The organism is [Leptolyngbya] sp. PCC 7376, from assembly GCF_000316605.1.
Taxonomy (GTDB): Bacteria; Cyanobacteriota; Cyanobacteriia; order Cyanobacteriales; family MRBY01; genus MRBY01.
In genome coordinates, this window is the sequence record NC_019683.1 from 5,048,461 (window position 1) to 5,069,027 (window position 20,567).

The following is a 20,567-nucleotide window of genomic DNA, read 5'->3' on the forward strand; positions in this document are numbered from 1 at the left end:
GCTGCATACAAGAAAAATTTAGCTTCCCTCATTTGCCTCTGCCACCAGTGTTTTTAAAGTCTGCAAACTTCTTAAATAAGTATTGCCAGATTTGCTTATATTCCCCCTTCAACTCATTTACATCCTGAAGAAGATTGAGGATTGTTTGGTCTAGCTTGCCCATGCGATAAGAAGCTTTTTGAATTTCGGTATAAATTTTCCACATAAAACCGAGTAAAGCCAAAAAGAGAGTAGCAATCAAGCCCAACTCTATCCCGGTATTGCCAGATATAAGAGCTAAGTTAATCATTTTTGTTCATCCATAAAGATAGGAATATTGACGTTAATACAAGTCATTTTGGTTATAAGTACATACAAACTATTTCTAGATAGAGCATAACTAATCTTTCCGCTATTGTCCAATTCAATCTAGAGAATTTCTTCTATTTAGGTAATGTATTCTAGGAATGCAAGTTCATCGAATAATTTAAGTAGTTAACTGAGTGAAGTAGACATATGCCATTACCCGAAAATTACAACTCATCAACTCATTTCCTTAGTGTGGCAAGCAAGGTTTTAAACCCTTTAATATCAAGCTATTTTGACCCTGAAGACGAAATAGAAGAATCAGATATTTCATCACCATTAGGAGCATTGAAACAAGCCTGCAAATTGCATGAAGGGGACTCATTAACTCTAGTCATTGCCAAGATGATTTTTTATGCATTGTTTACAGGTGCTATTACTAACGACATTGGAGATAGGTTTTATGGCTATCCAAAAACAGCTTTCAAAGGAGTATTTTCATCACTAGAGATACAGTTAATTTTTTATTTTAAAGAGACAAGATTCCAAGCGAAGCAAGCAGGCAGAAGCCGTAACAGGCTAGATATGCGCTTAACCGTACGCTTGCTGTACAGGAACGATGAGTTAACAGAACAGCTACTAGAGGAGATTCAAGACAAAATAACAGAAAAGTTTCCCTCTGAATTTGAGCACTTTAAGGGGTTAAATAAATGGAGTTACTACGATCCTAAGAATAGCTTTTCTGGTACTAGAGTGGCTGCATTAAAAGAAGCCGATGCTGTCTACATGTACGAATCTTTGTGTGATATAGCAGGGGTGAGTTATATACCGGGTAAGCTAGCCGCTATCACCAAAAAGAACTATGTCACAGAGACAATAGAAACTCTAGGGGAGGAAAGCACAAAGACTAACCAGCCGCGAACAGGGAAGGTGAGGTTGGAGTTGGTAGAACTTGTATTGCCAAACAATAAAGATTTCAACCTTATTGCTCGACGTGGCAAATATTACGTATATGGAGAGACTGCGACTTAACTAACACAATTTGCATGAAACATTAATGTACCCAGTATCTTTAGCACGCTTTTTTGGTGTTAGCTTGAGATTGTGAACAACCAAGGAAAATTGACTTATGACCAAGCCTGCTCGCTCCGAATCTCCCTACGAATTTACAGTCGATGGGGACAAATATTCCGTATCTCTAATCGAACGGAACTACGACGGTTTTAACGACCTTTTGGGTCTAACAAAACGAACTGATAGCACATCTGAAGATAGCGAACGACTGACAATTGTTGAGGCTGTAGAAGGCCTTCTCTTAGTCCCCGTAAAGATTACTTATGAAGTAAAAGGGAAAAAGCGAAATGGTAAAGCTGTCTTACAACAAGCTACTATTTATTGCTCCGGCGACCAACTTAAGGATGTGCGAAAAAACAATGGTGGCTTGAAAGACAAAAAGTACAACGGGCAAAAAATCGTCAAGGTCAAAGGAGATACTGAAATTCGCAAGGTTGGCGCTTAACGTACACATTCCACTTTCATCTTTTCCAAGTAAATTTATTTTTTTGAGGTTTAATTATGCCAGCTAATGGATGGGCAATTGTTTCTTATAGTGACGAGCTAGACAACACGGTTGATGGTGTTTTTGCAGACGATGGGACGATTCAGAATATCGCTGATTTAGTGCCTAACCCTAACTGGTTTGATGATGGTGCTCAAACGACCCCTGATGCCAATGGTGAAGACCGCTACGAACCGTTTGATGCTGACAACGTAAACGAGGCTGAAGTGCTTCTTTTCGCTGAGGAAACCATCGAATCTGCTCGACGACGGAAAGCAGAGGTACAAACACTGTTCTTAGACCGTCGAATCGACATTGTAGAGTGTGAGAAAACTGTCAACCTAAATCCTTAGGTCTGAATCCACATCTAGGTTAGTTATTGAGGGGGCTTATGCTCCCTTTTGCTGTTCATGGAACTATTAGAAGTAATCGAGATAGAGAAAGGGCAAATAATCACAGGGTTGCCTGATTTTGACGCGATAAAGGTATTTGACTATGAACCTATCAATAGGTTGCGTAGGACTAGGGGCGGTGTCTCGTACTTGTCACCCTTGTATATGAAGCTACTGGTGGAGTTAAACGGCTTTACCACAGCCATCAATCCCACATACTTAGTCGATAAAAACCCTGAATTGATAGTGGTAAATAGTCAAAATTTACCTGTTCGTGGATTAGATATATCAGGGGATACCAGACTTGAGTTAGCACTTTATAGGAGCGATGACATGGATATTAATTCGATACTCCCTAGAACCGCCACAGTACGAGTGCTACAGCTACAGCGCAATCAAGAGAAGACCGTAGACTTTAGCGGCTTTATGTTCGAGTACTTCAGAATCGACCAAGTACTAGCTGATTTAGAGTTATTCAATGACAACGACAGATTGACTATCGATGTGTACTTTCAGGGCAATCCGGTGCAGCGCATCGTAATTAATGAGCCATCATCTGTACTTCCGGACTTCGTGTTAAGTCGCGAGTACTCATTAGTTCTCAAGGCAAATCGGGATAGCTTGGATGCTGTAAAAATTTCTGTATCTGAGGCAGCCAGTCATCAGGTGGTGGTTATTTCGTAGGTTGGTTGTGTCAGTTAACTAAAGTGTTAATTGGTTAACACTTTAGAGGATGTCTGAAAAGGGTGGTGCAGAAGAAAAGTTAGAGATTTAGCCAGTAAGAGGTTGTCTGAAAAGTCTTTATGTTCGATAAATGCTGCGTAAATTCCGCCAGGTTGATCGCCTGAAGTGCTTATTTTTACGTGCAACTCATTTCGACAAAAGTTACGGTCAGACCCTTTTCAGACATCCTCTTAGAGTGTATCTGCACTTCTTAACTTTTATTTTCGCTTATTTGGCCGGAGAAATGCTAAAACAAAAGGAAATACACGAAGTTGAGTCTCCAATGAGAGATACATGACTTCACATAAGATAGTTGGTTATCAAGATAAATGTTTGACTCACAAAGATTATCTGATCTTCAGGAAATATTAGAGCTTCGTTACGAACAACTCGGGGTATTTCGGAAACAACTAGCTATGACGGCCTCTGTCCCTGAAAAGTTTCAATTAAGACAAACTATTAAACGTGAGATTCTCCCAGATATTCGACAGTCTGAAAAAGAATATTGGAAGATCTACCCTTTAGAAACTATTGTTGTTTCTGAGGATGAAGCAACAGCTCAACTAGCTCTGGTAAGTGAAGCTGTAGAGTCATTTGATAAGGCATCAAATACTGAATATGCTGAAGAATTGATTCTGTTACTAAATGAGATTCGAAGATTGTTAGAAGATTTGACACAGCCTGCATCCGCAAAATTAAAAGTTGCCCTTCCACTGATTCCAGCAATAGCATCTTATGAAATAGAAATGGAAACGTCAGGTTTGATGAATAAAGCCTGGGAATCAATTAAAGGAATGACTCGGAGGTAGCTTATGTCATCTCAAGACCTGAAACATGAAATAAAGGCTTGGCAAGATCGACGACACTCATTGCGACTTTCACTAATCAAATCTGATAGTGATGAGAAAAAATTTTCACTTAGAAAATCAATAGAAGAGTGTGATAGAGAAATTGAAAAATTAGAATCGGATTTACAAAAACTAAATGTATTTTCCACAAATAATGAATCGCAGGATAATTTGAGTTCTCAAGAGCCATTATACAGCAATGATACACAAGATAAATTGATAGTAGAAAGTGCTAGCAGTGAGTCGATTAATATGTCACAAGATGATTTGTCTGATTCACAACTTCTAGATATCAAGCAAGCTCAATTGAAACGTCTTAAAGATTTAATAGACAGTTCTGGAGGTCTTAGTGAGTGCCCGACAGAGATGATACAAGAAATTGCTATTTTGCGTTTGGATATAGCTAATCTTGAAGAGAAAGTTTCTGTAGATAGTACTACTACTATGGAGGATATATCTAAATATGACATTCCTGCACCAGTACAATTTATCGACAGACCTGAAGAACGAAAGTTTATTGAAGAAGCTCTTAAATCCTCAGAAAAATGGGTGAGAACTATTGTAATAAGAGGCATGGGTGGAACTGGCAAAACTGTTTTGGCGGTTGAGGTTGCCAGAGCTGTAAGGGGAATATTCAAGAAAGTTATCTGGGCTTCAGCAAATGATCACTCAATCACTTTAGCCAATCTTTTAGATATTGTTTTAAGAGCAATTAATTATCGATCTGATCAATTAAACATAGATGAAAAGCAAGAAAAAGTATCAGAACTCTTACGGGGCGGTAGATATCTGTTAGTTATAGATAGTTTTGAACGAATTGGAGATTCGGATGTAGATACATTTCTGGCTAGAAATGACTTTTATCCCAGTAAAATTTTAATAACGACAAGAGTTATTTATCCTCAAAATTCTACAACTATTGAATTGCGAGGTTTAAAACCTGAACAGAGTGAAAGAATGCTTAGAGAGGTTGGTAAAGCTCAAGGAGTTGCCAATGAGATTATACAGAAAGATACTATTGATAAAATTCATAATATAACTTCTGGCTTACCGATTGCTTTGAAGTTGATCATTGGTCAACTTTCTCAGAACATTCCTTTGAAGCTTGTTTTAGAAAGCTTGAAAAGCAATAAAAAAATGGAGCAATTAGTAGGTGATGATTTGCCTATTGAAGGTTTGTTAGACCATCTATTTGGTAATTCATGGAAGTTTCTGCGAGAGAATGATTCATCAGCTTGCACAATCCTAATGAGCATGACTTTTTTTGCAGCGCCTGCTGCTGAAAGAGCTATCCAGATCATTACTGACACCAATGAAAATAGGTTTCAATCAGCAATTAAAAATTTGATTCGGATGTCTTTGATCCAACCTGATAGAGATCTTACAGAAGGAAATGAATTGCGTTTTTCTCTACATCCATTAACTCGTAGTTTTATTGATACAAAAGTTGATGATGATCGTGTTGTCAAAAAAGCAATATATAGTTCTGCTGTTAATTATTTTATGAGCTTGATGGAGCAATTAGGACGCCCCGGTCTGGAGGCATCGGAATATGAGAAATTAGAGCAGGATTTACCTAATTGCTTAGCAGCATTTGAATGGTGTAGTAATCAAAGAGACAATAGAAATACCTCAAAAATAGTTGAACATTTACAGCATTTCTTGTTTGAAAAAGGGTTTTGGCATACTCGTATTCAGATTTGCAGTTCTGCCTCAGCACTTGATCATGATTCGTCAGGAAATAATTTTGAGGCTGCTTGGCGAGAATCTTTTTGGGCAGGATGGGTTTTTAGTCGTCAAAACAACTATGATGAAGCAAAAAAATGGTTGGAAAAGGCTCAAGAGAGTTTGTTTAAAGTGTCTAGTCAAAATGTTTTTAAAATATTATATGAAGCCAAAACTTTACAACTTAACGCATTAATAACTCATGGAGAAGCAGTCGAAGTTTACAAACGCAGCAAGAAGCAGGGTAGCCCCGCAACTAATATGAAAGCTGAGGTAAATAATCTGTTTGAACAAGCGAATGGGTATCATAATAAGGCGCGCAATCTTTTTATTGAGTACATAAGTAAAAATGGTCCACGTTGGACGTTTGAAGATCCAGATTATGCGATAGCTCTTGTTGACTCTAACCAAGGTGATTTATCAGTTGACATGGGTCACTGGAAAAATGAAGTTGGGAAAGAAGAGGAAAGTTATGAACATTACGAGCTTGCTCAGAGGCTTTATTCAACTGTTCTAGAGAATGCGAATAATAGTTCTTGGCAGAATAAAGAGGCATTGATTGCCTTTAGCTCAGCAAATTTGGGTCATGTTGAAATCTGGTTGGGACAAGAAAAAAATCTTGAGCAAATCAGACCCCGATTTGATGAGGCTTTACAAATAGCGAGATTTATTGGGCGTCCGCATACAATAGCCTGGTGTTATAGAGGATATGGTTTGATAGAGCAGCGTTCAGCCCAAATTGAATCATCTATTTCTCGAAAGATAGATAAGCTTAATGAAGCTCAAACTTGGTTGAGAAAAGCATTAGATATTTTTGAGCGTATTGGCCGACGCGAAAGAGTTGCAGAAACTAGAGACTCTTTGAGAGAAGTTGAACTCGAATTGACTCAATTTCAATCCGCATAAAGATCTGGAAAGACTCCTAGAAAGGGACGCCGAATCGCTATTTAGCAGAAGTTGAAGCTAAATAATGATAGGCAACAGTGTCTCTAATGTTATGAATATTCAAAATCTTATTTTCTAATTTGTATAACGACTTTCTTCTATGGCAAGTGACTGAATTTCTGCTAGAGATTTTAAGTTGTCTAGAATCATCAGAATACCTATTCCTATCTAGGTAAAATGACTGAGTTAACCAGAGTGTTCGCTGGTTTGTTCTTTTTTCTATGAGCCAAAAGGTATCTTCCTAGATACAACCACTGGGTTAACTAAAGTGTTAACCGATTAACATTCTGGTTAACCCACACGCTCTACCCACTGAGCCGACTATTGACTTAATAGAAAAAGTGTTAACTGGTTAACACTCTGGTTAACTTCAAACTTCTAGGTAGAAAAGGATGTTTCTCAGATAAAAAAACGCTAGTTAAGCACTTAATACTTAACTAGTTAAGTGTTTTGTTAAGTCAATCGATTTAGGTACGGGTATATACCCCTCTAAAGCTCTAATAATTTTATGAGTTCATCTGTGCTAATTCCGAGATATTGAGCAATGGTTATGACTTGCTGGAGCGATGGCGGGGTTTTCCCAGTAACTATTGTGCTAACCCTCTGATGAGTTACTCCCAATAATTCAGCTATGTCATTCTGCTTGATGTTACGAGATTTCAAGTAAGCCTTAAACGTAGTCATTTCAGTAGATTCGAGTCCTTCTTGTTCTTTTTTCCGCACAAAAACTCAAAGTATACGTTGCATTTTTGTTGGAGATAGTCTAATTTATCAATAACGAGTTAATCCATTAATCGGCTAACTCAAACAAAAAACGCCCACGGGTTCTAACCACCGAGGACGTTCATCGAATAAATACACTCCAATTCTACTCATGAATACAGTTAACTGGCAAACCGCTAAGGGTCGTCATCGCTCCGACTTGGTAAGACTTCATCCTCAAATGTTTATCGAACAAGGCTTCTTGGTCAACAAAGCTGGGATTTGGGTTAAATACGATAAGTCTTACGTCGTTCATAAGCTTTACAAGACATTAAATCACGTTGCATCGGTTAGTCTCGAAGATTGGCAGCAAGCTCTAGAATCAGCATCTCAGATGTACATGCAGGAAACTGGTTCTGAATATCCTCCTGTATGGGCTACTCAACTAACTTCTGAAACCTTCACTGATATCTCTCTACAGCTACAACTCATCAAAGACAAAGTAGAGGAATGGGATAACAAAACAACAGGGAAAAGCGACCAACCCAGATGGTCTAATGTTTCTGCTCTACTGCTGGAACTAGACGAAATTATTGGCTAAACCCACAAAAAGCTACAGGGGAGCCAAAAAGTTTGTACATGTCGATGGAATAAGGTTTGACAGTCTATTAGAGGCTGAGACTTACCGAAAACTGAAAAAGGTCTGTCCATTCTGTCAGATAGATACTCAGTTCAAGTTAGTCGCTAAACCCAAAACTAGAGTCTTCCCAGTCATGTACTGGAAAGTAGATTTTAGACTATCTCACCCCTGCCTAGAGACTCCAATCTACGTAGAGCCTAAGGCTGTTTTGACTAAAGATTTCATGATTAAGCTTAAGTTCTTTGAGTACAATGACCCAGAGTCATTTAGCAACCTTTGGTTTGTCGTACCAGACAATTTTAATCAAGAGAGAATTACCAAGTTTCAGTGCAGAACAAAGTCAAAAGTAGTCCGGCTTAAGAACTTGCACACTATTTGTCCAAAAGTATAAACAATGCGCATTTACACCTTGTTTAGAGATGGCTACTCAACCAAAAAAGAGTTGGTTAGACTACCTTTTCAGGTAACTGCGATTAGTGATACAGAAGCTCTTTTTAAAGGGAAAATGCTGTATCCAAAGCTACACGTAAGCCTATCTAAGTTCGCTCAAGACTAATCGATTCACCTGTAAATTTCATCCAACTAAATAATCATGGAAAAGCGTTACACAGTAGAATTTACCGCTCAGCTTAGCAATGGGGAAAAGGTTGTTGCATACACAACGACATCCGCCAATTCTCCAAGTGAATTTATGGAAGGAATCAACCAATCAAATACAAATATGGTTGCAAAGAAAGCGGTAGAGAAAAATGACTAAAGGCGAAAAAGATTTAAGCAAGGCATCAGCAGTGTTCGACTACTCTTGCTATGCCGATTGTCCCAATTGCCTAGACACAATCGATATTCTGGACTGGGACGAAGAAGGGGAGGTAGTTAGTGCGTATTTCGATGAAGCAGCTATCGCCCTAGACATCACTTGTGAAGGCTGTGGTCATGAATTTACAATCGATGGCTTTCGTCATTAATCATCACAATGAATCGAGAAGCTGAAGCCTTTCTAGTGATGCTTATTATCGCGGTATTTCTAGGGCTATTTGCCTACTACTACAGCAATCACAGACACACAACAATCGAGTTCAAGCTGCCATCAATTGAGGTAATCCATGAATAAATGTCAATCGCTACCTATCAAATCTCAGGTCAAGAGACAGTTTGCTAATGACCTAAAGAACTGCAATCTAATCGCTCTCAAAGCTTATCTCAGTGCAACTATTTTCCCTTTGCTTTACAAGTACTTGAATTTTAAGCATGGAACTAAAGGGGAGATGGTCTTATCCAATCAAACCAAGTGCTTGAAAATCACCATCAAAATCTTTTGGCAACTCTATGAAGCTCAAAACAATCACAACTATCGTAGTGAGTCTCCTAGTAGGAGTTACCCTAACCATTGCCGCATCACAAGGCTTGTCAACGCTGGATAACGCTATCTCTGAATACTGCCAAAATCACGAACACAACTAACATACTTAACCGTATTAACCATGGCGACATTACGTATAAAACTAGACCGATTAAAGCTAATCGAGCGCATCGAAAAAGCTACCAGTTTCCTACAAGAATACCTCCCAAAAATGGAGGAAGAGCATCAAGAGAAACTCAAAGACTATGATGCATTACTTGAAGACCTAAAACATGGAGAGTACAAGCAGGAAGATGCTGAGTCTATCAAAGTATGGAGTGATTGGAATTGCAAGGAAAATGAAGTTTTTGTGAGCATCAAACACAAGGCCGTTTTACCTGAGTCAAAACCAAGTTCAACTATCGAATCATATCTGTTGAGGGGGTACATCAGGACACTGGAAAAAGCAAGACGGCAACTAGAAATTTGCACCACAGAAACTGTGTCACCAAGCTCAATAAAACCAATTGATGATGCCCTTGCATTCTATGACTCGGTAAAAGACGAATAGCTCAATTGTCTGGGTTTAGAAAGACATTAACTATCTACTGACTAACTATCAACAATCATCCACAAAAAGAACATGAAAAAGTACACAGTTGGGCTTGAAGGACTCGTTGTTACAGAAGTCTCCGAAATCTATACAGTCGAAGCTGAAACCGAAGAAGATGCGCTCGAAAAAGCCAGACAAATGATGGACGATGACTACATTTGCGACGAACTGGATATCCAAGATGGCTATGCAGAAGAAATCGACGAATAAGCCTCTACGCTAACCGTCTAATTAACCTATCAACTATTAACTACAGGTAAATCATGTCTATTTGGTACAACAAACGCGATAACGCTGACTCTGCATCCCTTGGTAACGTCGAGAACGAATCTACTTCTATCGAGTTCACACAGGGCAAGATGGTGCTAGATTCATCAGGCAATTTTGCAACTCTAATCCTTTTGGCTACAAGCTGCACCAACCTTGCTAAACGTGGCGATTCTAATCCATCTCTAGACGAAAAAGGTGAACCCGTTAAACTCGATATCACTATCAAGGATTACGAGAAGTCCTACCAAGATAAGAAGACTAAGAAGACAGCTACAGAGTTTGGTGTATGGCTAGTTGAGTACATCAAGGAAACCTATGGCGATAAGGGCTTTAGTGGTCGTCTAACCTTTGGTTCACTGCAACCTACATCTCTAGAATCTCTCAAGACTGGCAAAAAGCAGGATGGCTCAGACCTTACTGATGAGATGAAGGAATTTCTTATGGAAACAGCACTGAAGCTCGAACCATGTGAAGACACATCAGAAGTAGACAAGGTAAACCTGTCTGGTGGTTACAGTAATTTCCGTAAGCCTAAAACTGCTCAGGACAGATTGAAAGAAGTTCTTGAGCTACTGAATGAAGGCGTTGAAAAGGAAGAAGAAAAGTTGAAATCATTTTCGGATGTTGTGCTTTTGCTGTCCAACCAAGAACAAGTTGAACGTGAATCTTATTCTGCTGTTTTGGGGGTACTAGTCCGCTAGGTGGAGCATCGCAGTTAACTAAAGTGTTAACCAATTAACACTTTTTCTACTAAGTCAATCGTCGGCTCAGTGGGTAGAGCGTGTGGGTTAACCAGAATGTTAACCAATTAACACTTTGGTTAACTAGAACACTTTACCTAGGAAATAAGCATGACTTTTTACCCACTTCACGAGATAGAGGGGTTAGACGAATTCACCCCAATAAATGAATTTGTAGATATCTTCGCTGACAATTTCATGATTATTCCTTTCAAGGAAATACAACTAGAAATCATGAAAGCTCTTTGCTTGATGCCTAGTTCATGGATGATTAACGCTCCAATTGTTCAAAGCTATGGTGTCTCAGGTTCTGGCAAGTCTACCTTCCTAAAGTTGGTTGCTGCCGTGCGTGGCTTTAACCCAGCATCAGCAATCAAACTAGGTAAGATTACCCCTACAGCTATCCGCAATCATCTACAGCAACAGAAATTTGGCAATGATTGGAAAGACAAAGTAGAGGCAGGGATAGACCTTGAGGAATCAGATTGTTTTCTCCCTTGGGACGACATTACCCCCCGAATCCTCGAAGACGACCTATTGTTTTCTATCCTCAAGTCTGGTGCATCACGAGCCACATCTAACACAGGTATTGCAGTAGCCGGGACAGGTACAAACCTAGACTTCGATGTATTTGCTCCTAAGTTATTAGGTTCAGTGACGCCACTTTGGGCTGTGCCAGAATTAGAAGAGCTTAAACGCAGAATGCTGATTTTGAAGCATTTAAAATATGATTTTTTGCCTCCTGAGGATAAAGGGGTTAACCGTCAACCATTTGACCTAGAGGAAGTGGATTTATTCAATTTCTCTGCTTATCAAGGATATGCAATGTTTTGGGCAAACGAAGACAACAAAAATCGTTTTTTTGAACTCAAGAGATGTCGTGAGTTTAGAAAGCTCCTAAAAAAATCTGGGATGCTTCAAGATTTTACTTCTATGTGTTCAGAAATTATTGCCATCCATGTCTGTATCTGTGGTGATATTGATAAGTCTGTTGACATTTTTAGCAAATACTATCAGGAAATCCTGCTTGTGTTGCTAGAGAACAAAACATCTATGCAGATAGCGTTTGAGCAAATTGTTGCTAATTGTCAAAAGCAATGGGTGTGTGATACTCCATTGGAAATTGACGCTAAATTCTTTCGTAGCAAGATGATGGAAGCCCGGATGAATGGAGCAATCACAGAATCTCTTACAGGCAAGAATATCAACTCTGCAATGTGGTCTTTAGGGTTCAGACAAACCAAGTCTGTTTACTCAAGCAGCAAGTCGGTATGGACACGGATTTAACTAACCCTGAAACGCTAGATTCGTGCTTCGAGAAATTCTGTTTAGCCCATGACCTATACAAGGTTTCCGAGGACGAATCTTTACTGAATAAACTCGCAATATCCTATGGGTTTAGCTCTTGGAGCCTATTAGAAGACGCTATCTACGAGCAATTTCGTAGAGAAGCATATCGATACATGCGAGAAAACTTCTAACACTAATCAATTAAACAAATGAATAACTTAAACATCGGACAAAAGGAAGCCGTTAATAACTTCCTTGAGTTCTGGGATTCTCCTGCTCAATTTTTCTTTTTGGATGGTTCTGCTGGTACTGGAAAGAGCTATACAGCATCTAAAATCCTTGGGATTCTACATGATGAATATGATTTGAGATGGCATGAGGTAATCGCTACAGCACCAACTCACCGAGCGAAGAATGTCTTGATTGAGTTCATGGATTCAAATGATATTCCTGTGGAATGTGCCACCATCCACAAGGCTTTAGGTTTGTCTATCGCTACCAATGAACACGTTCAAGAAACTATCTCTGGTGAGTCTCAAGGATTCAACGATAAAAAGCTGGTGATAGTAGATGAAGGTTCGATGGTAAGCAAAGACTTGTGCTCAGAGATTGTTCAAGAATCATTCATTAAAGGGAATAAGGTTTTAGTTTTGGGTGATTCTCTACAACTAACCCCCGTGGGTGACGCTTCAGGCGAATTCCCGATGTTTAGTGTTTGTAAGCATAAATCTCTGCTTACTGAAGTGATGAGATACGACGGTGGCGGAATCGCTGATTTCGTTAAAGCCTCAAAGATGGCTGTAGACCTACAGGTTTTATTTGACTGGAAGTCTAGATACAAACCAGATTTTGATGATTTAGAAGCTATCTCTAAAACTGAGTTAGTAGAACACTGGCAGAAATGTGATGGCTCTAAAGTAGCTCTTGCACTGAAAAACGATACTGTCGGTACTCTCAATCAATTACTTCGTTCTGTTGACTCAAGCCTTACTCCTGAACAGAAGAAAGAACAGTTTACCGATGGTGAGCAAATTATCTGCAATAGCCCGGTATTTGAGGGCAACGAGATTATCTACAGCAATGGCTCAGTGCTTGATGTCAAAGGGTCATCTCACTACAAAGAACAAATTAGTCTGAACTGTGGTTCGTTCTCGTTTAATGGGTTTGCTGTAGATGTGAATGACGGAATTACACCTTGGAGAATCATCACTCTGCCACCATCAGAGCGGAAGAAACTAAAAAAAGCCCTCAAATTATGTAAGGACTTTGCCAGCAAGCAAACTAACCAGAATGAGCGTAAAGTCGCATGGAAGGATTACTGGAAACTGAATAAGTTTTTTGCTGATGTGGATTATCTCTATGCGATGACGATTCACAAGTCACAGGGTTCTAGTTTCGGCAATGTGTTTATCAAACGTGACTTCACTTGGCTAAAAGACCACAAGCTTCAACCGCGATTATGGTACGTCGGTTCGTCCCGTGCAAAGAAAAAGCTGTTTATCGTTTGACTACCTCTCATGGGTAGACTGCTTGACTTAACAAATACCTTAAGTACTTAACCCAAAAGGGAGCGGTCAACACAAACCATTTTGATACAATAAAAAAACAAGTTCGCCCATTGTTCGCCTATTTTGAAGAGTGGTAGAGCGTCATGACGTTCAAACGTAGAGCCCATAACGAGATTTGAACTCGTGACCTCTCCCTTACCAAGGGAGTGCTCTACCCCTGAGCCATATGGGCATGGAAAAGGTGATGGGCCGAGCTGGATTCGAACCAGCGTAAGCATAGCTAGCGGATTTACAGTCCGCCCCCATTAACCACTCGGGCACCGACCCACGTATTTCTTTTCACAGTTAACAACTCTAACATAAAAGTTTTTTTTTGCAAGCCCTCTCTCAATATTTTTTGAGGGTCTAGATTAAGAGGATTTTCTAGAGGGGCGATCGCCAAAAGGTTCGAGGTCACTTTCGTCATAAATTTCACCAACCAATTCTTCGAGAAGATCCTCAAGGGTCACTAAACCCACAGTGCCACCGTATTCATCAACGACAATGGCAATGTGCAACCGTTGCTGCAACATTTCCTTTAGCAGGTCCGCAACCCTTTTTGTTTCAGGGATATAAACTGGAGTATCCATCACCTGACTAACTGATGTTGATAGCTGCTCAGAGGCAGTATCATTAATAACTTTTAGAGCCTGTTTGAGGTTGACAACTCCAATGATGTGATCTTTGGATTGTTCCTGTACCGGAATCCGGGAATAACCCGTTTCTAAACAAACATCGATGAGTGCTTGGACGGTCGCGCCATGGTCTATGGTACACATTTCGATGCGGGGCTTCACCACATCTTTCACCATCATGTTGTCGAGGAGTAGAGTATTACCAAGAATTTGTCGCCGTTGTAAATCGAGCTTGCCTTTACCGCCAAGGATCTCGATCATTAATTGCAACTCGGTAAGGGTTTCACTGGTGGGGGCATTTTTATTTTGCTGGCCGGAAAAAAGCTTGATTGTTTTCTCAGTGATGGTCTCGAAAATGTAGATGATGCCAAAGAATGAAAGAAATCGAGAGATCAGATAAATTGGCCGCACCACCAACGTAAAAGTAGAACGCACATTTAGGATAGCGAGAGATTTTGGTGTAATTTCACCAAAGATAAGCACAATAATCGTGACAACAGCTGTTGCGACACCTAAGCCTGCATTACCTAACCAGATGGCGAAGAGATTACTGGTAAGGATGGCAGAGAAATTATTGACAAGATTATTGCCAAGGAGCAGGGTCGTAATAAATCTGGTACGGTTCTTTTTTACAAGGCGGAACATGCCTTGCGGATCTCCCTGCCGCTTAATTAATCCTTCAAGCTTTAGATCATCAAAAGCGGTAATGGCTGTTTCAGATCCGGCAAAAAAAGCCGATAAACAGAGCATTACCGCGAGGACGGCGATATCTAGCCAAATTTCTCCGAGAAGGGGACGGGGTTCGGCGATCGCAACAAAAGAATTCAATTTGTACAGAGAGAGTAAGTTAGCTGGTTACAACGGAGCGTAACGACTTTTAGAAGGCGTAAGCGGTACGCAGGCCCCAAATAATGAGGACAGCGATCGCCCCAAGCACCAGTACGGCAGAAACTGCAACGACAACGGGCTTGTCAGCTCCATCGAATTTCATGATGCCACGGTTGAGATCAGACATAATATTTTTTTAGTGAACTCCTGTTCCACAAAATACAAAAGACTTCTTTTATAGGTTATCGAACTTACCGGGTGATCGCGTGCAAGAAATTACGGAAGCGTGAAAAAGTTAGGAAACCTTAGCTGGAGTCATTGGTTTATTGGGTTGATTAAGGTGTTGATACTGCCAATCCATTTCATGCCAAGCCTTGCCATCAAGGGCACTCTGCTCGATTAAGCTCGCTAAGCGTAATGCTTTGAGAGCTTGTTCACCACCAACGGAGGGCTGTTCTCCTCCTCGCACACATTGCACAAAATGCTCAAGTTCAGCGTGAAGTGGCTCAATATTGCTGGTATAAACCTGTTCGATTAAGCCATCTTGACGATATAAAACCTGACCATAATCGGTGGTGTAGTTAGCGGTGGTTTGGCGATGGATTTCGATCTCATTATTCAGAAAATCCGCTTCCGTTAAGGAGTTTTTACAATGGGCGGCGATCGTCCGAATCTTGCGATGGGTGACTTTACTTGCTGTCAGAGTCGCAACAATACCATTGGCAAAGTTAAGCGTTGCAGTAACGTAATCGAGATGGTTTGATTCTTCTTTCTTAGAGCCTGTAGCCGTCAGCTGAACAACTGGAGAAGCAGCCATTTCCAGCAAAAGGTCAATGTCGTGAATCATTAAATCCAGCACAACGGAGACATCGTTTGCTCGCTGGGAATAAGGGCTCATGCGGTGAGCTTCAATGGCGAGGAGATGTTCTGTTTTAAGGACTTTACTCAGTTCTTGAAAAGCGGGATTAAATCGTTCAATATGACCGACTTGCAAAATTACTTTATGTTCAGCAGCGGCATTCACGAGGGCTTCGGCTTCGGCAATGCTAGCAGCGATCGGCTTCTCGATCATGACATGCACACCTCGTTCCATACATTCCAAACCAACTTGGTAATGGAGCTTTGTGGGGACAGCGATGCAAACGGCGTCGACTAGCGGCAGTAGCTCACGATAGTCTTCAAAAAATTTGATGCGGTATTTACTGGCAAGATCCAGTCCTCGTTCGACATTGAGATCTGCAATCCCAACGAGTTCAACATCCTTCAGTAAACTCAGAACACGGGTGTGGTGCTGTCCCATGTTACCGATGCCGATGACACCGATCCGAATTGCGGGTTTTTGCGATACACCAGTCTGAACTTGAGACATAGAATTTAGAAACTCCTGCGTACTCCTCACAATTGGATGTTGAGAGAGTGTGCTGTTTTCTTCTCTCCGCATCTTTTTGTCACCGATGTTAACACGGAACTTTAGAGTATAAAGAATTGATAAGTTGATTCTTCAGAGTTTAGCAGCTCGTTTGTCCTTGTCCTTATGGAATAGGCGATCGCCTGTATTCTGAAATACAAAAAATCAATTCTTCTAGGCTTTTTGACGCAGGGCTATTAAAAAAGTTCACATTAACAAACGCAATTTCTGATAGAAGTTTGCCTACTTTTGAGCTTCTAATTTGGCAAGACGACTTTGAAGTTGTTTGTTTTCTTCTTTTAGTTTATCGAGATCATCGCGTAAGGATTTCACAGCTTTATCTTTGCTGAGTTTTTTCTGGAGGCGGTTAACAGTTTCCTCTGCTCGCTGGCGCACACGCTTGTCTGGAGCTTGGCCTGCGAGGGTTTGTAAGAGACTCATGGCTTTGGGATTTTCGATTCTGCCGAGGGACGCGACAATCGCCACTTGGGTCAGGAAAAAAGTTTCGCGGGCGATCGCCTCTAAACGATTCAGAATGACCTCTAGTTTGTCGTTGCTTTGTCCACTGGCGACGGCTCCGAGGGAACGGATCGCAGCAAGACGTAATGGTTGTGGCATACCAATTTCGGTATAAGGCAAAAGCAAATCAACCGCTTCCGGGGAAGTTTTCATGGCCGCTAAACCACCAATTGCTCCAGCTCGCACCACTTCATTCCAGCCTGCACGAGTTTCGAGAATTTGTTGGAGAAGATCACGACTTTCAGGAGCCTTATCTTCTAAGCCCACTGCCACCATTGAGCCCAAAACTCTTGCTGCTGCCGCCTCAGTGTAGTAGCTATCATCACCTTTGAGCAGACTGGCTTTCACGGCTTTGTAGCTATCCGTCGTTTTAAAGTTTCCTAGGCTGGATAATGTGGCGCGACGTACGCGGGGATGGCTATCTTTAAGACCGATCATCAAAGCAGCTTCGGCTTGGTTGAGTTGGATTTTACCGAGGGCTTTCGCGATTTCAACTCGCACACCCCAAAAAGGTTCTTTTGTGAGGGCTGTTTGTAAGGCTTTAACAGCTTCGAGATTTCCCTGTTTGGCGATCGCCTCGGCTGCGTGAATGCGAGAAATGGGGTCTGGATCATCGGTGAGTTGAGCTTTCAACTCATTCATTGGGTAGGACAATTTCACAGTTTTTGTCCAATTATTCCCTACATCAAAACTGACAAAATTCGGTTTCTTTTCAAGAGGTAAATAAAAGGTTTGTTCAGCTTCATTCAGGCGGAAAGTAAATGTTTTTTGAGTAACATTTTCACCATCAACATAACCAAATGCAACTGGAATATTCAGATCGAATAATGCCTTTTCATCTTTTTTCGCTTGGGTTTGCTTAATACTTAATTTCGCTAAACCACTGCCTCCATCCCAGCTATAACTCACCTCAAAATCAGGATGTCCGCCCCGGAAAACATATTGATCAAAAAGTGACGCAAGGTTAAATCCAGTAGCAGTTTCAACGGCGCGAAGTAAATCGATCGTTTCCACAGTTTGGTGGGCATGGCGATTTACGAAAGTTTGGATGGCTTTAAAGAACAACTCATCGCCTAGGAGAGTACGAATCATGTGATATACACAAGCTCCCTTTTCGTAGAGGTGGCGATCATAGAGTTCGATGGGAGCACGGTACACATGAGTCACAATTGGGCGACGGTAGCGGCTGCGATCTTCAGCGAGATAATTCCGCATTTGCTCCAATAGATAATAGGCAGCTTCATCTTTGCCATACTCATGATCCATCCATAGCACTTCGGCATAGGTAGCCATACCTTCTTTAATCCAAGCGTGGCTCCAATGTTTAATGACGACTAAATCGCCAAACCACTGATGCGCCAACTCATGAAGGACAAGAGTTTCAGTGCGAGTATTATCGAGGCTGGCGCGTTCGTCGAGGAGACAGCGATCAGTCAACAGGGTAGTGGAAGTGTTTTCCATGCCGCCGAAGATAAAGTCATCGACACAAACTTGAGCATATTTCGGAAAAGGATATTTATAGCCATAGGTTTCGCTGAGAAAATCCATCATCTCAGGGGTTTTTCCCATGCTGCGATCGCCCTCTGATTCTTTCCCTTTCTCAACGTAATAAAGTACGGGAATGCCTTGCCATTCGTCTTGAATTTCGGCAAAGTCTCCCACCGCAAGGGTGACAAGGTAGGATGGGTGAATTTCTTTCTGGTGCCAATGGTATTGGGTGCGATCGCCTTGTTCTTCTGTGCCGACTAATTCGCCATTTGAAATCGCGCGGTAGGGTTTGGGGACACGAATTTTAATTTCGGATGTCGCTAATTGGCCCGGATAATCGAAACAGGGAAACCAAAATCGAGAATCTTCATCTTCACCTTGCGTCCAAACTTGCACAGGTTTGTCTGGATAATGTTCGTCCGGCTGAATGAAGTAAATGCCACGTTGAGGTTCTTCGAGTTTGTAGGCGATCGCCAGATCAATTTTTTCGGTGGTGGTCGGTTGTAATAACGTGACGGTGAGAAATTCACCATCATAATCAAAAGGCTGACTGACGTTGCCGACACAAACGGATTCAATCACCATATCCACAGCATCGAGCTTGAATGTGGTTACGCCAGAGCGAATTGGAGCCAAGGTAATCGTACAAGTACCTGCGAGCGAGCGCCCAGCGATATCGAGGTCTAAATCAAGAAGAATATGTTCAACTTGCCCCGGACGGTCAGGATTGTAGTGGGGTTTAGCGCCGGGTAACTCGAAAGAACGCGCATCTTCGGTATCGACGAAATATTCAAAATTAATTCCAGACATTTTTTTCCTGACCTTACGGGCGATCGCCACAACAAATCATGACTCGTCCTAAATGATAGCAACAGGATCATCTAGAGGGCTGTCAGGGATTTAATTAGACAGAAATCATCATTTTTATTCAGCGAATTGTGATCAATAGTGAATCAAACGACATTCGCTATCCTATGGGGAAGAATGAGATTTTTTATATGCATCTCTGGAAATCTTTAGCGGGGCTTCTCGTCATTTCAATGGGGGTTGGTAGTTCGATACCGCAGGCGATCGCCCAAACCAAGAAAGAACATTTTGTGATCGAAAGTTCGAGAGCACAACTCGGTTCGACGGCATTGCGAACGGGGCAACTGTTGGCTGGGGCAGACCAGCTAACTGTTTTAGCTGGCGGCAAAGTAGTCGTGCTATGCCTCAACGAAACGGAGGCGACCTTCACTTCTACAGCAAAAGTGTTAAGCAAATGTCCGAGTACACAAGTTAGAGAGACGGATGGGCGATCACTAGCTGGAGTCGTTTGGGATTGGTTTCGAGGCAAGCCATTACCCAATAGCATTCAAGATGCACGGGCTGGATTGGCGAATTTGCCATATGTCATTAGTCCCCGAAAAAGTAAGATTTTGACGACACGCCCAAGGATTCACTGGAATCAAGTAGAAGGAGCAGAAGCATATACTGTTCAGTTGAGTAGTCCCACCACTGAGGTCATTTCTTGGGAAATCACGGCAGAGGAATTGAACTATCAATATCCTTTGGCACAACCCGCATTGGTTCTCGGTGAAACCTACAGCATCAAAATCACCACCAGTAATTTCATTGCCTCAACTGAGGATGGCCAGACCGTCACCATCGAAGTTCTGGACGAAGCGAAACAGCAAGAATTATTTGGTTTGCTGAAAGAGTTACGGCAATTGGATTTATCCGCTCAAACTGAAATCATCCTAGAGTCAATTCTCTACGAAGAATACGAACTCTACAGTCAGGCGATCGCCATTTTGTCGGGATATATGCGAGAGAATCCCAATGCATTGGATATTCGGGAACGGCTGGCTGAACTCTATGGAAGGATTGGTTTACCCCGTGAAGAGCAACAGCAATATGAGGAAATTATCGGGCGATCGCCGGGACAGATTACAGAAATCAGGATGCGTGCCTTAAATCGATTAGCTGATTTTGCAGAAGGAAATGAAGAAGAGGCGATCGCCGCAAAATATCGGGCTGAAGGCCAACAAATTTCTCAGCAACTCGGTTATTAAAAATGTATTGCCCCCATT

Annotated in this window: 21 protein-coding genes and 2 tRNA genes; 16 read left to right on the forward strand and 7 right to left on the reverse strand. The window is 41.3% G+C overall.

The annotated features are described in order from the left end of the window. Positions 1-28: 28 nt before the first annotated feature. Positions 29-289 (reverse strand): hypothetical protein, encoded by a 261-nt coding sequence (locus LEPTO7376_RS22685; RefSeq protein WP_015136336.1) that lies wholly within the window; start codon positions 287-289, stop codon positions 29-31. A gap of 206 nt (positions 290-495) precedes the next feature. Between LEPTO7376_RS22685 and LEPTO7376_RS22690 the strand changes: the two genes are divergently transcribed. From LEPTO7376_RS22690 to LEPTO7376_RS22720, 6 genes are all read left to right on the forward strand, one after another. Then, entirely contained in the window at positions 496-1,317 is an 822-nt protein-coding gene (locus LEPTO7376_RS22690) for a hypothetical protein (protein WP_015136337.1), read from the forward strand. 97 nt (positions 1,318-1,414) lie between these two features. Then, complete coding sequence (locus tag LEPTO7376_RS22695) at positions 1,415-1,804, forward strand: hypothetical protein (protein WP_015136338.1); 390 nt, start codon at positions 1,415-1,417, stop codon at positions 1,802-1,804. 56 nt (positions 1,805-1,860) lie between these two features. Then, on the forward strand, positions 1,861-2,196 hold the full coding sequence (locus tag LEPTO7376_RS22700) for a hypothetical protein (RefSeq protein WP_015136339.1): 336 nt from the start codon (positions 1,861-1,863) through the stop codon (positions 2,194-2,196). Positions 2,197-2,253: 57 nt separating this feature from the next. After that, on the forward strand, positions 2,254-2,919 hold the full coding sequence (locus LEPTO7376_RS22705) for a hypothetical protein (RefSeq protein ID WP_015136340.1): 666 nt from the start codon (positions 2,254-2,256) through the stop codon (positions 2,917-2,919). Positions 2,920-3,287: 368 nt separating this feature from the next. Further along, positions 3,288-3,767: a hypothetical protein gene (locus tag LEPTO7376_RS22715; protein ID WP_015136341.1), complete on the forward strand. Its 480-nt coding sequence runs from the start codon at positions 3,288-3,290 to the stop codon at positions 3,765-3,767. A gap of 3 nt (positions 3,768-3,770) precedes the next feature. After that, positions 3,771-6,437, forward strand: coding sequence for a tetratricopeptide repeat protein (locus LEPTO7376_RS22720; RefSeq protein ID WP_015136342.1), 2,667 nt, complete (start codon positions 3,771-3,773; stop codon positions 6,435-6,437). 528 nt (positions 6,438-6,965) lie between these two features. Here the strand turns inward: LEPTO7376_RS22720 and LEPTO7376_RS29370 are convergent. Further along, positions 6,966-7,160, reverse strand: coding sequence for a helix-turn-helix transcriptional regulator (locus tag LEPTO7376_RS29370; RefSeq protein ID WP_071880762.1), 195 nt, complete (start codon positions 7,158-7,160; stop codon positions 6,966-6,968). Between the two features lie 190 nt (positions 7,161-7,350). On the opposite strand from LEPTO7376_RS29370, the gene LEPTO7376_RS22730 reads away from it, so the two are divergent. The 9 genes from LEPTO7376_RS22730 (at position 7,351) to LEPTO7376_RS22775 (ending at position 13,578) form a co-directional block, all read left to right on the forward strand. After that, positions 7,351-7,779 carry a hypothetical protein gene (locus LEPTO7376_RS22730; protein WP_015136344.1) on the forward strand — a complete coding sequence of 143 codons (429 nt, stop codon included), beginning with the start codon at positions 7,351-7,353 and terminating at the stop codon, positions 7,777-7,779. Beyond that, positions 7,772-8,209 carry a DUF1064 domain-containing protein gene (locus LEPTO7376_RS29375; RefSeq protein WP_015136345.1) on the forward strand — a complete coding sequence of 146 codons (438 nt, stop codon included), beginning with the start codon at positions 7,772-7,774 and terminating at the stop codon, positions 8,207-8,209. Before LEPTO7376_RS22730 ends, LEPTO7376_RS29375 begins: the two co-directional genes overlap by 8 nt. 201 nt (positions 8,210-8,410) lie before the next feature. Beyond that, entirely contained in the window at positions 8,411-8,575 is a 165-nt protein-coding gene (locus LEPTO7376_RS26870) for a hypothetical protein (RefSeq protein ID WP_015136347.1), read from the forward strand. Further along, entirely contained in the window at positions 8,568-8,783 is a 216-nt protein-coding gene (locus tag LEPTO7376_RS22740) for a hypothetical protein (protein ID WP_015136348.1), read from the forward strand. The genes LEPTO7376_RS26870 and LEPTO7376_RS22740 overlap by 8 nt, the downstream gene beginning before the upstream one ends. Before the next feature lie 516 nt (positions 8,784-9,299). Then, positions 9,300-9,728, forward strand: coding sequence for a hypothetical protein (locus LEPTO7376_RS22750; protein ID WP_015136350.1), 429 nt, complete (start codon positions 9,300-9,302; stop codon positions 9,726-9,728). 72 nt (positions 9,729-9,800) lie between these two features. Then, a complete protein-coding gene (locus LEPTO7376_RS22755; protein ID WP_015136351.1) occupies positions 9,801-9,980 on the forward strand; it encodes a hypothetical protein in 180 nt (59 codons plus the stop codon). Between the two features lie 53 nt (positions 9,981-10,033). Beyond that, a complete protein-coding gene (locus LEPTO7376_RS22760; protein ID WP_015136352.1) occupies positions 10,034-10,741 on the forward strand; it encodes a hypothetical protein in 708 nt (235 codons plus the stop codon). A 150-nt stretch (positions 10,742-10,891) separates the two neighbouring features. Continuing rightward, positions 10,892-12,067 carry a hypothetical protein gene (locus tag LEPTO7376_RS22765; RefSeq protein WP_015136353.1) on the forward strand — a complete coding sequence of 392 codons (1,176 nt, stop codon included), beginning with the start codon at positions 10,892-10,894 and terminating at the stop codon, positions 12,065-12,067. Positions 12,068-12,279: 212 nt separating this feature from the next. Then, a complete protein-coding gene (locus LEPTO7376_RS22775; protein ID WP_015136354.1) occupies positions 12,280-13,578 on the forward strand; it encodes an ATP-dependent RecD-like DNA helicase in 1,299 nt (432 codons plus the stop codon). A gap of 160 nt (positions 13,579-13,738) precedes the next feature. Here LEPTO7376_RS22775 and LEPTO7376_RS22780 read toward each other — a convergent pair. From LEPTO7376_RS22780 to LEPTO7376_RS22805, 5 genes are all read right to left on the reverse strand, one after another. After that, a tRNA-Thr gene (locus tag LEPTO7376_RS22780) sits at positions 13,739-13,810 on the reverse strand. Between the two features lie 13 nt (positions 13,811-13,823). Beyond that, positions 13,824-13,905: transfer RNA gene (locus LEPTO7376_RS22785), tRNA-Tyr, on the reverse strand. Between the two features lie 83 nt (positions 13,906-13,988). Further along, the gene (locus LEPTO7376_RS22790; RefSeq protein ID WP_015136355.1) at positions 13,989-15,080 is read right to left on the reverse strand and encodes a hemolysin family protein; all 1,092 of its coding nucleotides are present in this window, start codon (positions 15,078-15,080) and stop codon (positions 13,989-13,991) included. A 295-nt stretch (positions 15,081-15,375) separates the two neighbouring features. After that, positions 15,376-16,449, reverse strand: coding sequence for a Gfo/Idh/MocA family protein (locus LEPTO7376_RS22800; protein WP_015136357.1), 1,074 nt, complete (start codon positions 16,447-16,449; stop codon positions 15,376-15,378). 282 nt (positions 16,450-16,731) lie between these two features. After that, complete coding sequence (locus tag LEPTO7376_RS22805; RefSeq protein ID WP_015136358.1) at positions 16,732-19,305, reverse strand: M1 family metallopeptidase; 2,574 nt, start codon at positions 19,303-19,305, stop codon at positions 16,732-16,734. 188 nt (positions 19,306-19,493) lie between these two features. On the opposite strand from LEPTO7376_RS22805, the gene LEPTO7376_RS22810 reads away from it, so the two are divergent. Next, positions 19,494-20,549 (forward strand): lipopolysaccharide assembly protein LapB, encoded by a 1,056-nt coding sequence (locus LEPTO7376_RS22810; protein WP_160148558.1) that lies wholly within the window; start codon positions 19,494-19,496, stop codon positions 20,547-20,549. Positions 20,550-20,567 lie beyond the last annotated feature (18 nt).

Coding starts and splice junctions, on each gene's coding strand:
- LEPTO7376_RS22685 (WP_015136336.1), bottom strand. CDS start 289: ATGATTAACTTAGCTCTTATATCTGGCAATACCGGGATAGAGTTGGGC.
- LEPTO7376_RS22690 (WP_015136337.1), top strand. CDS start 496: ATGCCATTACCCGAAAATTACAACTCATCAACTCATTTCCTTAGTGTG.
- LEPTO7376_RS22695 (WP_015136338.1), top strand. CDS start 1,415: ATGACCAAGCCTGCTCGCTCCGAATCTCCCTACGAATTTACAGTCGAT.
- LEPTO7376_RS22700 (WP_015136339.1), top strand. CDS start 1,861: ATGCCAGCTAATGGATGGGCAATTGTTTCTTATAGTGACGAGCTAGAC.
- LEPTO7376_RS22705 (WP_015136340.1), top strand. CDS start 2,254: ATGGAACTATTAGAAGTAATCGAGATAGAGAAAGGGCAAATAATCACA.
- LEPTO7376_RS22715 (WP_015136341.1), top strand. CDS start 3,288: ATGTTTGACTCACAAAGATTATCTGATCTTCAGGAAATATTAGAGCTT.
- LEPTO7376_RS22720 (WP_015136342.1), top strand. CDS start 3,771: ATGTCATCTCAAGACCTGAAACATGAAATAAAGGCTTGGCAAGATCGA.
- LEPTO7376_RS29370 (WP_071880762.1), bottom strand. CDS start 7,160: ATGACTACGTTTAAGGCTTACTTGAAATCTCGTAACATCAAGCAGAAT.
- LEPTO7376_RS22730 (WP_015136344.1), top strand. CDS start 7,351: ATGAATACAGTTAACTGGCAAACCGCTAAGGGTCGTCATCGCTCCGAC.
- LEPTO7376_RS26870 (WP_015136347.1), top strand. CDS start 8,411: ATGGAAAAGCGTTACACAGTAGAATTTACCGCTCAGCTTAGCAATGGG.
- LEPTO7376_RS22740 (WP_015136348.1), top strand. CDS start 8,568: ATGACTAAAGGCGAAAAAGATTTAAGCAAGGCATCAGCAGTGTTCGAC.
- LEPTO7376_RS22750 (WP_015136350.1), top strand. CDS start 9,300: ATGGCGACATTACGTATAAAACTAGACCGATTAAAGCTAATCGAGCGC.
- LEPTO7376_RS22755 (WP_015136351.1), top strand. CDS start 9,801: ATGAAAAAGTACACAGTTGGGCTTGAAGGACTCGTTGTTACAGAAGTC.
- LEPTO7376_RS22760 (WP_015136352.1), top strand. CDS start 10,034: ATGTCTATTTGGTACAACAAACGCGATAACGCTGACTCTGCATCCCTT.
- LEPTO7376_RS22765 (WP_015136353.1), top strand. CDS start 10,892: ATGACTTTTTACCCACTTCACGAGATAGAGGGGTTAGACGAATTCACC.
- LEPTO7376_RS22775 (WP_015136354.1), top strand. CDS start 12,280: ATGAATAACTTAAACATCGGACAAAAGGAAGCCGTTAATAACTTCCTT.
- LEPTO7376_RS22800 (WP_015136357.1), bottom strand. CDS start 16,449: ATGTCTCAAGTTCAGACTGGTGTATCGCAAAAACCCGCAATTCGGATC.
- LEPTO7376_RS22805 (WP_015136358.1), bottom strand. CDS start 19,305: ATGTCTGGAATTAATTTTGAATATTTCGTCGATACCGAAGATGCGCGT.
- LEPTO7376_RS22810 (WP_160148558.1), top strand. CDS start 19,494: ATGCATCTCTGGAAATCTTTAGCGGGGCTTCTCGTCATTTCAATGGGG.